Annotated in this window: 9 protein-coding genes; 5 read left to right on the forward strand and 4 right to left on the reverse strand. The window is 67.2% G+C overall.

The annotated features are described in order from the left end of the window. On the forward strand, positions 1-1263 hold a 1263-nt coding region (locus HMPREF3014_RS09220), incomplete at its 5' end, for a glutamine synthetase family protein (protein WP_070753828.1). A gap of 68 nt (positions 1264-1331) precedes the next feature. Further along, positions 1332-2642: an NAD(P)/FAD-dependent oxidoreductase gene (locus HMPREF3014_RS09225; protein WP_003106000.1), complete on the forward strand. Its 1311-nt coding sequence runs from the start codon at positions 1332-1334 to the stop codon at positions 2640-2642. Between the two features lie 31 nt (positions 2643-2673). Here the strand turns inward: HMPREF3014_RS09225 and tusA are convergent, their stop codons facing one another. Together tusA and rlmM are read right to left on the reverse strand one after the other, a co-directional pair. Next, complete coding sequence (tusA, locus tag HMPREF3014_RS09230) at positions 2674-2913, reverse strand: sulfurtransferase TusA (RefSeq protein ID WP_003105999.1); 240 nt, start codon at positions 2911-2913, stop codon at positions 2674-2676. Positions 2914-2997: 84 nt separating this feature from the next. Then, the gene (rlmM, locus tag HMPREF3014_RS09235; protein ID WP_003087345.1) at positions 2998-4056 is read right to left on the reverse strand and encodes a 23S rRNA (cytidine(2498)-2'-O)-methyltransferase RlmM; all 1059 of its coding nucleotides are present in this window, start codon (positions 4054-4056) and stop codon (positions 2998-3000) included. Positions 4057-4382: 326 nt separating this feature from the next. On the opposite strand from rlmM, the gene acnA reads away from it, so the two are divergent. Continuing rightward, positions 4383-7115 carry an aconitate hydratase AcnA gene (gene acnA / locus HMPREF3014_RS09240; protein WP_023087603.1) on the forward strand — a complete coding sequence of 911 codons (2733 nt, stop codon included), beginning with the start codon at positions 4383-4385 and terminating at the stop codon, positions 7113-7115. Between the two features lie 372 nt (positions 7116-7487). Further along, entirely contained in the window at positions 7488-9053 is a 1566-nt protein-coding gene (locus tag HMPREF3014_RS09245; protein WP_003087330.1) for a methyl-accepting chemotaxis protein, read from the forward strand. A 37-nt stretch (positions 9054-9090) separates the two neighbouring features. Here the strand turns inward: HMPREF3014_RS09245 and cprA are convergent, their stop codons facing one another. Together cprA and HMPREF3014_RS09255 are read right to left on the reverse strand one after the other, a co-directional pair. After that, positions 9091-10248 carry a cationic peptide resistance protein CprA gene (cprA, locus tag HMPREF3014_RS09250; RefSeq protein WP_003087328.1) on the reverse strand — a complete coding sequence of 386 codons (1158 nt, stop codon included), beginning with the start codon at positions 10246-10248 and terminating at the stop codon, positions 9091-9093. 88 nt (positions 10249-10336) lie between these two features. Continuing rightward, a complete protein-coding gene (locus tag HMPREF3014_RS09255; protein WP_003105994.1) occupies positions 10337-10969 on the reverse strand; it encodes an alpha/beta hydrolase family protein in 633 nt (210 codons plus the stop codon). A gap of 187 nt (positions 10970-11156) precedes the next feature. Between HMPREF3014_RS09255 and ccoN the strand changes: the two genes are divergently transcribed. Then, positions 11157-12229, forward strand: a 1073-nt coding sequence (ccoN, locus tag HMPREF3014_RS09260) for a cytochrome-c oxidase, cbb3-type subunit I (RefSeq protein WP_070753830.1), incomplete at its 3' end; no start/stop codon positions are given.

Genomic DNA, 12229 nt, shown 5'->3' on the forward strand with positions numbered 1-12229 from the left:
GGCAAGCTGCTGCACCGCGACGAGCTGCTGGCCGTCTACCGCAGCGGCCGGCCGCTGCCGAGCACCATCCTCGGGCTGACGATGAACGGCGAGGACGTCGAGGACTCCGGCCTGGTCTGGGACGTCGGCGACATCGACTGCCGCGCCTACCCCCTGTCCGGCAGCCTGGTGCGCCTGCCCTGGCGACAGATCCCGACGGCGGCGGTGCAGGTCAGCATGCACCCGAGCGAGGGCCTGCCCGCCAGCGTCGCCGATCCGCGGCACCTCCTGGTGCGAACCATCGACGCGCTGAAGAGCGAGGGCTATCACCCGGTGATGGCCGCCGAGCTGGAGTTCTACCTGCTCGACCGTGAGCGCGACGCCAACGGCCGCCCGCAACCGGCCCGCGACGCCGATGGCGGCCGCCCACGGGCGACCCAGGTCTACGGCCTGCGCGAACTGGAGCAGATCGAGCCGTTCCTCGCCGACCTCTATGCCGCCTGCAGGGCGCAGGGCCTGCCGGCACGCACGGCGATCTCGGAATATGCCCCGGGCCAGGTGGAAATCACCCTCGACCACGGCGACGCCCTCGCCGCCATGGACCAGGCGATCCGCTACAAGCGCCTGGTCAAGGGCATCGCGCACAAGCACGGGATGCTCGCCTGCTTCATGGCCAAGCCGTTCGACGACCTGGCCGGCACTGGCATGCACCTGCACGTCAGCCTGGCCGACGAACAAGGCCACAACCTGTTCGCCAGCGACGACCCCGCCGGCACGCCGTTGCTGCGCCAGGCGGTCGGCGGCATGCTCGCCAGCCTGCTCGACTCGCTCCTGCTGTTCTGTCCCAACGCCAACTCCTACCGGCGCTTCCAGGCCAACAGCTACGCGCCGCTGGCGCAGACCTGGGGCGTCGACAACCGCACCGTGAGCCTGCGCGTGCCGGGCGGCCCGGCCTCCAGTCGGCATATCGAGCACCGCATCTGCGGCGCCGACGCCAACCCCTACCTGGCCGCCGCGGCGCTCCTCGCCGGGGTCCACCGCGGCATCCGCGAAGGCATCGATCCGGGTGCGCCGGTGGAGGGCAACGGCTACGCCCAGGCCGGCAAGCGCCTGCCCACCGACTGGCTGACCGCCCTCGATACCCTGCAAGGCTCCGAGTGGGCGCGGGAAGCCTTCGGCGAGCCGTTCCTCGGCGTCTACCTGGCGGTGAAGCGCGCGGAATACCGGCAATTCATGGGCGAGGTCGGCGAGCAGGACTGGCGCTGGTACCTGACCCAGGCCTGAGATCCCGGACCCGCCCGCATACGGCGGCGCGCCGGCAGGACGCTCCGCACTGGAACAAGGAATACCCGATGAACGCAGCAATCCATCCCCGTCCGGCCGCGGAACGCGCGCCGTCCTACTACGCCGCCACGCTCAACGAGGAAACCGACTATCCGACCCTGCTGGGCGCGGTGACGGTCGACATCGCCATCATCGGCGGCGGCTTCACCGGCGTCGCCACGGCGGTCGAACTGGCCGAGCGTGGCTACAAGGTAGCCCTGGTCGAGACCCATCGCATCGGCTGGGGCGCCAGCGGGCGCAACGGCGGCCAGGTCACCGGCAGCCTGTCCGGCGACGCGGCGATGCACAAGCAGATGCGCCAATGGCTGGGCGCCGAGGTCGAGGACTTCATCTGGCACCTGCGCTGGCGCGGCCACGAGATCATCCGCCAGCGGGTGGAGAAGTACGGCATCGCCTGCGACCTTCGCCATGGCCACCTGCACGCGGCGATGAAGGCCAGCCACATGGGCGAGCTGCAGGCCTCCTACGAGGAGGCGGTGCGCCGCGGCATGGGCGACCAGGTGGTCCTGCTGGACAAGGCCGGCGTCCAGGCCCACCTGGAGACCGAGCTGTACTGCGGCGCGCTGAAGAACACCCGCAACATGCACCTGCACCCGCTCAACCTGTGCATCGGCGAGGCCAGGGCGGCGGCCGGCCTCGGCGCTCTGATCTTCGAACATTCCGAGGTGCTGGATATCGTCCACGGCCCGCGGCCGGCGGTGATTACCCGCGAGGGAAGGATCGAGGCGCAGCAGATCCTGCTTGCCGGCGATGTCTACCACAAGCTCGAACGCAGGCAGCTCAAGGGGATGATCTTCCCGGCCATGGGCGGAATCGTTACCACCCGGCCGCTGGGCGAGCTGGCACGGGAGATCAACCCGCAGGGGCTGGCGGTCTACGATTGCCGCTTCGTCCTCGATTACTACCGCCCCACCGCCGACGGCCGCCTGCTGTTCGGTGGCGGCGCCAACTACTCGGGCCGCGACTCGCGGGACATCGCCGCCGAGCTGCGGCCATGCATCGAGCGCACCTTCCCGCGCCTGAAGGGCGTGGAGATCGAGTTCCAGTGGAGTTGCGCCATGGGCATCGTGATGAACCGGATCCCCCAGCTCGGCAAGCTCTCCGACAACGTCTGGTACTGCCAGGGCTACTCGGGGCATGGCGTGGCCACCAGCCACATCATGGGCGAGATCATGGCCAAGGCGATGAGCGGGAGCCTGGAGCAGTTCGACACCTTCGCCCGTTGCAAGCACCTCAGGGTGCCGCTGGGCGACCTCTTCGGCAATCCGATGCTGGCCGCCGGGATGTGGTACTACCAGCTCATGGAGAAGCTGCGCTGAAGCGCGAGGGATGGCGGGGTCCGCGGAAGGCCTAGTCGGCCTTCTTGCGGATCCAGTAGAGATAGGTGCCCGCCTCTTCCTGCTGCTCGACCAGCTCGTGGCCGAGGAACACGCAGAACTTGGGGATGTCGCGGCGGGTCGAGGGATCGGTGGCAATCACCTTGAGCAGGCCGCCGGGCGCCAGGTCGCGGACCTTGTTGTGCAGCATCATCACCGGCTCGGGACAGTTCAGGCCGGTGGCGTCGAGAATGGCGTCGACAGAATGGGTCATCGGGAAACTCCGCAACAGAATCCGCGCATTGTCGCGCATGCGGCGCGGCCGGTCACCTGTCCCCGGCCGGAATGCCGCCGCCCCTCAGCGTTCGAGGCGGCGTAGATGGCAGGTCACTTCCTCGCGGTCGTGATACAGCTGCTTGCAGCCGATCGCTACCTTCAGGCCGCGCGCGTCAAAGCTCTCGCGCAGGCGCTGGAGGATCTTGCGCACCTCGGCATAGCGCTGCTTCATCGGCAGCTTGAGGTTGACCACCGCCTCGCGGCAAAGCCCTTCGCCGATCCAGGTCTCGATCAACGCACCGGTGCGTGCCGGCTTCTCGACGATGTCGCAGACCATCCAGTCGACCCGCTGGCGCGGGCGGTACTGGTAGCCGTCGACCTTCTGGTGGTCGACCAGCCCGGAATACATCAGGTTCTCCGCCATCGGCCCGTTGTCCACGGCGGTCACCCGCATCTCCCGGTTAACCAGTTGCCAGGTCCAGCCGCCCGGCGCCGCACCGAGGTCCACGGCGAGCATGTCCGGCGCCAGGCGCTTGTCCCATTCGCTGCGCGGGATGAACTGGTGCCAGGCTTCCTCCAGCTTCAGCGTCGAACGGCTCGGCGCCTCGCGGGGAAACTTCAGGCGCGGGATGCCCATCGGCCAGAGCGCGCTGTTGCGCGGCTCGGCGAGGCCGACGAAGACTTCCCGGCCGGAGCGGAAGGTCAGCAGCAGGCGCGGCAGCGCCGGGTCCTCCTGCAACCGCCCGGCCTTCACCAGCGCCGCGCGCAGCGGTTTCTCGAACTTGCGGCAGAAGGTCGACACCTCCTTGCCGGCATTGGTGTCCAGCACCTCCAGCCAGAGGCTGCCGCAAACCGGATAACTCGCCAGTTCCGCCAGCAGTACCTCGATGCGCTGGCTTTCCGGCAATTCGATGAAGCCGGGCCCGCGCGCCCACTGGCGCGGGAAGATCAAGTCGGCGAAACGCAGGCGGCGCATCAGGCGCTCGGCGCCGTCGGCGTCCTGGCAGACGAACTCGACGTGGGCGCTGGCCGGCTTGCTCTTGGCATAGCCGGGAATCTCGAGAGTGGCTGCATGCTCGGCGATTTCGGCGCAGACTTCACCTTCGAAGCCTGGCCGGCAGTGCATCAACAGGGTATTCATGGGGTTGTCTCCTTGGCCGCGCACTATAGTGCCGGGCATGCCTCAAGGGAACTGCAGCGACCGTTCGTCGGTCCAGTGTATATGGCAGGAGCCCTCGAGCCGGTCTAGCTTGAAGGTTTCGAACAACGCTATCCCAAAGTCTGACTCTCGCCAGCGGCCGGTACCGATGGGATCGGGCCACCGCGCATTACCGAGGTAACGGCACCCTGGCGTCCGCGGACGCCGCGGGTCCCGGGCGAAGCCAGGCACTATCGGCTCGACGACGGGCCTGGCGTCAGGACGAGGCCAGGCCCGCCGCCCCCGGGCCCGCCGTGAGGAAATCAGAAATGCCTGCTTTGGACAGCCTGAAAACCCTTCGCAGTCTCGCTGTGGACGGCAAGACCTACCACTACTACAGCCTCCCGGAAGCCGCCCGGACCCTGGGCGATCTCGGCAAGCTGCCGATGTCGCTGAAGGTCCTGCTGGAAAACCTCCTGCGCTGGGAGGACGGCAGCACCGTCACCGGCGACGACCTCAAGGCCCTCGCCGGCTGGCTCAGGGAGCGCCGTTCCGACCGCGAGATCCAGTACCGCCCGGCGCGGGTCCTGATGCAGGACTTCACCGGGGTGCCCGCGGTGGTCGACCTGGCCGCCATGCGCGCGGCCATGGCCAAGGCCGGCGGCGACCCGCAGAAGATCAACCCGCTGTCGCCGGTGGACCTGGTCATCGACCACTCGGTGATGGTCGACAAGTTCGCCAGCGAATCGGCCTTCGAACAGAACGTCGAGATCGAGATGCAGCGCAACGGCGAACGCTACGCCTTCCTGCGCTGGGGCCAGAACGCCTTCGACAACTTCAGCGTGGTACCGCCGGGCACCGGCATCTGCCACCAGGTCAACCTGGAGTACCTGGGCCGCACGGTCTGGACCAAGGACGAGGATGGCAGGACCTACGCCTTCCCCGACACCCTGGTCGGCACCGACTCCCACACCACCATGATCAACGGCCTCGGCGTGCTCGGCTGGGGCGTCGGCGGCATCGAGGCGGAAGCCGCCATGCTCGGCCAGCCGGTATCGATGCTGATCCCCGAGGTCATCGGCTTCAAGCTCACCGGCAAGCTGCGCGAGGGCATCACCGCCACCGACCTGGTGCTGACCGTCACACAGATGCTGCGCAAGAAGGGCGTGGTGGGGAAATTCGTCGAGTTCTACGGCGACGGCCTGGCCGACCTGCCCCTGGCGGACCGCGCCACCATCGCCAACATGGCCCCGGAATACGGCGCCACCTGCGGCTTCTTCCCGGTGGACGAGATCACCCTCGGCTACCTGCGCCTGTCCGGACGTCCGGAAAGCACGGTCAAGCTGGTCGAGGCCTACAGCAAGGAACAGGGCCTGTGGCGCGAGAAGGGCCACGAGCCGGTGTTCACCGACACCCTGCACCTGGACATGGGCGAAGTCGAGGCCAGCCTGGCCGGACCGAAGCGCCCGCAGGACCGCGTGGCCCTGCAGAACGTCGCCAGCGCCTTCAACGAGTTCCTCGGCCTGCAACTGCATCCCTCCAGCACCGAAGAAGGCCGCCTGCTCAGCGAGGGCGGCGGCGGCACCGCGGTCGGCGCCAACGCCGCCTTCGGCGAGATCGACTACCAGCACGACGGCCAGACCCACCGCCTGAAGAACGGCGCGGTGGTGATCGCCGCCATCACCTCCTGCACCAACACCTCCAACCCCAGCGTGATGATGGCCGCCGGCCTGCTGGCGAAGAAGGCAGTGGAGAAAGGCCTGCAACGCAAGCCCTGGGTGAAGAGTTCGCTGGCGCCGGGCTCCAAGGTGGTCACCGACTACTTCAAGGCCGCCGGCCTGACCCGCTACCTCGACGAACTCGGCTTCGATCTGGTCGGCTACGGCTGCACCACCTGCATCGGCAACTCCGGCCCGCTGCTGGAGCCGATCGAGAAAGCCATCCAGCAGGCCGACCTGACCGTCGCCTCGATACTCTCCGGCAACCGCAACTTCGAAGGCCGCGTGCACCCGTTGGTGAAGACCAACTGGCTGGCCTCGCCGCCGCTGGTGGTGGCCTACGCCCTGGCCGGCAGCGTGCGGATCAACCTCAGCGAGGAACCGCTGGGCACCGGCAAGGACGGCCAGCCGGTCTACCTGAAGGACATCTGGCCGAGCCAGAAGGAAATCGCCGAGGCGATCCAGAAGGTCGACACCGAGATGTTCCACAAGGAGTACGCCGAGGTCTTCGCCGGCGACGAGAAATGGCAGGCGATCCAGGTGCCGCAGTCGGACACCTACGAGTGGCAGGCCGACTCCACCTACATCCAGCATCCACCCTTCTTCGAACACATCGCCGAGGCGCCGCCGGCCATCGCCGACGTCGAGCAGGCGCGGGTGCTGGCGGTGCTGGGCGACTCGGTGACCACCGACCACATCTCCCCTGCCGGCAACATCAAGGCCGACAGCCCGGCCGGCCGCTACCTGCGCGAGCACGGCGTGGAACCGAAGGACTTCAACTCCTACGGCTCCCGTCGCGGCAACCATGAGGTGATGATGCGCGGCACCTTCGCCAACATCCGCATCAAGAACGAGATGCTCGGCGGCGAGGAAGGCGGCAATACCCTGTACGTGCCCAGCGGCGAGAAACTGGCGATCTACGACGCGGCCATGCGTTACCAGGAGGACGGCACCCCGCTGGTGATCGTCGCCGGCAAGGAATACGGCACCGGCTCGTCGCGCGACTGGGCGGCCAAGGGTACCAACCTGCTGGGCGTGAAGGCGGTGATCGCGGAGAGCTTCGAGCGCATCCACCGCTCCAACCTGGTCGGCATGGGCGTGCTGCCGTTGCAGTTCGAGAACGGCCAGGACCGCAAGAGCCTGAAGCTGACCGGCAAGGAGGTGCTGAACATCCGCGGCCTCGGCGGCGAACTCAAGCCGCACATGCCGCTCAGCGTGGAAGTGACCCGCGAGGACGGCAGCCAGGACAGCTTCAAGGTCCTCTGCCGCATCGACACCCTCAACGAGGTCGAGTACTTCAAGGCCGGCGGCATCCTCCACTACGTGCTGCGCAGCATGCTCTGAGGCAGCGGCGGTACGCGCGGAGGGGTGGCTTCGGCCACCCCTTTTTCATTCCGGCGCCCGGGGCCGCGAGCGCTTCGCAGGGCGAACGACGCCCCGGCGTCATCCGCCGATACCCCGCAGGACCGGCGGATGGCCGCCTCGCGCTTATCCGCCAGGCCCCTCCCCAGCCCATGCGCGCCGCCGGGAACGACACGAAACCGTAACGCATTGACCTCCATCAGCGAATCCGCCATCTATCCGACCACGCGGTCGGTTCTCATGCTTTGGGTCAATAGCTATCTGTTTTTCCTCGTGAAAGCATTCACAAATCCCTCATGTGAAAGGCGTTTTCGCCGATGCAGAGGTAAATGCTTCACTTGTTTTGGAAGGCCCATGCGCAACAATCAGCCCATCACCCAGCACGAGCGCGTCTATCCGGCGGAACAACGCCTGATCACCACCACCAATCTCAAAGGCATCATCACCTACTGCAACGAAGCCTTCATCGACATCAGCGGCTTCAGTCGCGAGGAGCTGATGTCCGCGCCGCACAACCTGATCCGTCACCCCGACGTCCCGCCGGCGGTGTTCGCCCACATGTGGACCACCCTCAAAGCCGGCCGCCCGTGGATGGGGATCGTCAAGAACCGCTGCAAGAACGGCGACCACTACTGGGTCAGCGCCTATGTCACGCCGATCTACGACCAGGGCGCGGTGGTCGGCTACGAGTCGGTGCGGGTCAAGCCGACCGCCGAACAGATCCAGCGCGCCGAGGCCCTCTACCGTCGCCTCGGCGCCGGCAAGCCGGCGATCCCCCGGCGCGACCGCTGGCTGCCGGTACTGCTCGACTGGCTGCCGTTCATCCTGATCAGCCAGATCGGCTTCCTCATCGGTATCTGGCTGAACTCCTGGTGGGGCTTCATCCTCGCCGGCCTGCTCGCCGTTCCGCTCGGCCTGGCCGGACTGCGCTGGCAGAAGCGCGGGCTGAAGCGCCTGATGCGGCTCGCCGAACAGACCACCTCCGACCCGCTGATCGCGCAGATGTACACCGACAGCCGCGGCGACCAGGCGCGCCTGGAAATGGCCATCCTCAGCCAGGACGCGCGCCTGAAGACCTGCCTGACGCGCCTGCAGGACACCGCCGAATACCTCACCGAACAGGCGCGCCAGGCCGACACCCTGGCCCACCACAGCTCCGCCGGTCTGGAACAGCAGCGCGCAGAGACCGAACAGGTGGCCACCGCGGTCAACGAGATGGCCGCCACCACCCAGGAAGTGGCGAACAACGTCCAGTTGACCGCCGACGCCACACAGAAGGCCAACGAACTGACCTCGCGCGGCCGCGACATCGCCGCGGAGACGCGCAACGCCATCCAGCGCCTGTCTGAGTCGGTGGGCGAGACCGGGGCCGCGGTGAGTCGCCTGGCCCAGGACAGCAACGAGATCGGCGGCGTGGTCGATGTGATCAAGGGCATCGCCGACCAGACCAACCTGCTCGCTCTCAACGCCGCCATCGAGGCGGCGCGGGCCGGCGACCAGGGACGCGGCTTCGCCGTGGTGGCCGACGAAGTGCGCTCGCTGGCGCAACGCACCGCGGCCTCCACCGAGCAGATCCACCATCTGATCGCCAAGTTGCAGAACACCGCCAACGATGCGGTACATACCATGGAGAGCGGCCTGCAGCAGGCCGAAGCCGGGGTCCAGCGGGTGCTGGAAGCCGACAGCGCGCTGGTCGGCATCAGCGAGGCGGTCAGCAACATCACCGAGATGACCACCCAGATCGCCGCCGCCGCGGAGGAACAGAGCGCGGTGGCCGAGGAAATCAACCGCAACATCAGCACCATCGCCGCCCTGGCCGAGCAGACCTCCGACGAGGCGCTGCGCACGGCGAAACTGAGCGAGGAACTGACCACCACCGCGCAGAGCCAGTATTCCCTGGTCGAGCGCTTCAACCGCTGAGATCAGGCCGCGGGGAGGGAGCTCCCCGCACCTGCCGTCACTTGAAGTCCCATTGCATCTGCGCCGGGATGCTCACCGCGCTTGACGACTGCACGCAGACGTCGAGGTAGTCGGTGAAGCGCGGCGGCGCGGAGATCCCCTCCTCAAGCAGACGGCTGTTGTCGAACAGGTAGTTGAGGTCGGCAAAGCCGCTGTACAAGCGCAACGCGCGCAGGACCAGACGCGGATTGGCCGGGCCGATGCGCGACTCGAAGCTCTTCGCCAGTTCCTTGAGGTCGTCCACCTCCACCTTGCGGTAGCGCTCGCCTACCGGCGCCGCCCCGTTGGCGCGGGCGAAGGCCTCGTCGATCTCGCCGAAGGTGCAGGCCGCGCGATGGCCGGCGGAGATATGATAGAGGCTGTGCCCCAGGCACGGCTTCAGCGCCAGGCCGATCAGCGCCTCGGCGCAGTAGTCGACCGGAATCACGTCGATCTGCTCGTCCAGGCCGCAGGTGAAACTTTCCAGGGCGAAGCCCATGCGGAAGACCCAGAAGATGCTGCCGGAGGCCTGGCAGCCAAGGGTACGGTGGCCCACCACGATGGATGGCCGCGCCACCACCAGGGGCAGGCCCGGCAGTTCCTCGCGCATGCGCCGCTCGATTTCCGCCTTGGACGCGGTGTAGTCCACCAGTTGCTGCTCCGCCGCCGGGAATTCCCAGGACTCGCTGATCGGCGACTCTCGCTGCGGTCCGCAGCACATCGCGGTACCGACGTGGAGGAAACGCTTCAGTCGCTTCGAACGGCTCAGCACGTCGGCGAAGGCGAAAGTGCCGTCGACGTTGACCGGCCAGATGGTCGGGTTCTTCGAGAACGACGCCACGGCGGCGCAATTGATCACCCGCTCCACCTGCATCAGGCGCGGCGTCTCGCGGGCCAGCCAGGAGGTGTCGAGGAAATCGCCGCAGAGGATCTGCTCCGCCCGCAGTGCCAGGCAGTCGGCTTCGTCGACGCCATGCATCAGCAGGTTGCCGCGCAGGCGTTCGAGCCCCTGCTGGCGGGATTCGGCGCGGACCAGGAAGGACAGGTTGGCGCCGTGCCCGGCGGCGATCAGCTGGGCGGCGACCGAACCGCCGAGAAAGCCGGTGGCCCCCGTCAGCAGGATGCGTTCGCGGGTATCAATAGCGGTGATCTGCTCACCGTCGGCATGCATGTTCATGTCTTCCCCCCTCAGAGAAGTCAGTCGCCCACGCCTCGATGCAAGGGTGGTTGCGCCGCAGCTTATGAGGGGATGCCTTAAGGAACCGTTAATGGCCCTGGAGCCCGCGAAGGAAGCCGGCCACCTCCCGCGCCGTTGCCGCCAGGTGCTGCTCGTGGGTCAGCCCGGAGGCCTTCAGCGGCTTGAGGTCGTGGTCCGCCGCGGCCAGCCAGTGCAGGCGGATCGTCGGCGCCAGCGCATAGCCCGCCACCGCCTCGCGGTTGCCCAGGGCGTCGCGCTCGCCCTGGACGATCAGGGTCGGCGTGCGCAGCCCGGCGAGGTGCGCGACCCGCGGCTTCTCCGGCTTGCCGGCGGCGTAGAACGGGTAGCCGAGGCAGACCAGGGCATCCGCGCCCAGCTCGTCGGCCAGCAGGCTGGCCATGCGCCCGCCCATCGACTTGCCGCCCAGGGCCAAGGGCCCGTCCAGGGTCTCGCGGACCTGCGCATGGACTCGCCGCCAGCAGTCGAGCAACTGCGCCTGCGGATTCGGCGGACGCTTGCGGCCGTCCTCGCGGCGCTGGGCCATGTAGGGAAACTCGAAGCGCGCGACGGCGATGCCCTGGGCGGCGAGCAGTTCGGCGATGCGCTCCATGAACGGGCTGTCCATCGGCGCCCCGGCGCCATGGGCGAGAATCAGGGTGGCCGACAGCGAGCCGGCCGGGCGGTTCCATTTCAGCGACAACTTGCCACACCTCGTATGCAGTGGGGGTCGGGAAGCCAATTGATCCCGATCAATATTTCATAACGCCCCATTATCCATGCTTCCTCTCGCTAATTACGCCAATTAGACCAGCCCCAATGGGGGGACGCCCGGCATCCCAACTGCCGGAAAAAGCCATAGCGTATAACCGTGGATGGAAGCCCATAGCATGAGCACCACTAACCCAGAGTCCGCCTATAACTACAAGGTGGTCCGCCAATTCGCCATCATGACCGTGGTCTGGGGCATCGTCGGCATGACCGTCGGTGTCCTGATCGCCGCCCAGCTGGTATGGCCCGACCTGAACTTCGGCTTGCCGTGGACGAGCTTCGGCCGCCTGCGCCCGCTGCACACCAACGCGGTGATCTTCGCCTTCGGCGGTTGCGCACTGTTCGCCACCAGCTACTACGCGGTGCAGCGCACCTGCCAGGTGCGACTGTTCTCCGACACCCTCGCCTCCTTCACCTTCTGGGGCTGGCAACTGGTGATCCTGCTGGCCGCCATCAGCCTGCCGCTGGGCTACACCTCGTCCAAGGAGTACGCCGAGCTGGAATGGCCGATCGACATCCTGATCACGGTGGTCTGGGTCGCCTACGCGGTGGTGTTCTTCGGCACCCTGGTCAAGCGCAAGGTCAAGCACATCTATGTGGGCAACTGGTTCTTCGGCGGGTTCATCCTCACCGTCGCCATGCTCCACGTGGTGAACAACCTCGAGCTGCCGGTGACCTTCACCAAGTCCTACTCGCTGTACGCCGGCGCCACCGACGCCATGGTCCAGTGGTGGTACGGGCACAACGCCGTGGGCTTCTTCCTGACCACCGGCTTCCTCGGCATGATGTACTACTTCGTGCCCAAGCAGGCCGAGCGTCCGGTCTATTCCTATCGCCTGTCCATCGTCCACTTCTGGGCGCTGATCTCCCTGTACATCTGGGCCGGCCCGCACCACCTGCACTACACCGCGCTGCCGGACTGGGCGCAGTCGCTGGGCATGGTGATGTCGCTGATCCTCCTGGCGCCGAGCTGGGGCGGCATGATCAACGGCATGATGACCCTCTCCGGGGCCTGGCATAAGTTGCGCGACGACCCGATCCTGCGCTTCCTGGTGGTGTCCCTGGCGTTCTACGGCATGTCCACCTTCGAAGGCCCGATGATGGCGATCAAGACGGTCAACTCGCTGTCCCACTACACCGACTGGACCATCGGCCATGTCCACGCCGGCGCCCTCGGCTGGGTGGCGATGAT

Source organism: Pseudomonas sp. HMSC065H01 (assembly GCF_001815235.1).
Taxonomy (GTDB): Bacteria; Pseudomonadota; Gammaproteobacteria; order Pseudomonadales; family Pseudomonadaceae; genus Pseudomonas; species Pseudomonas aeruginosa.

Coding starts and splice junctions, on each gene's coding strand:
- HMPREF3014_RS09225 (WP_003106000.1), top strand. CDS start 1,332: ATGAACGCAGCAATCCATCCCCGTCCGGCCGCGGAACGCGCGCCGTCC.
- tusA (WP_003105999.1), bottom strand. CDS start 2,913: ATGACCCATTCTGTCGACGCCATTCTCGACGCCACCGGCCTGAACTGT.
- rlmM (WP_003087345.1), bottom strand. CDS start 4,056: ATGAATACCCTGTTGATGCACTGCCGGCCAGGCTTCGAAGGTGAAGTC.
- acnA (WP_023087603.1), top strand. CDS start 4,383: ATGCCTGCTTTGGACAGCCTGAAAACCCTTCGCAGTCTCGCTGTGGAC.
- HMPREF3014_RS09245 (WP_003087330.1), top strand. CDS start 7,488: ATGCGCAACAATCAGCCCATCACCCAGCACGAGCGCGTCTATCCGGCG.
- cprA (WP_003087328.1), bottom strand. CDS start 10,248: ATGAACATGCATGCCGACGGTGAGCAGATCACCGCTATTGATACCCGC.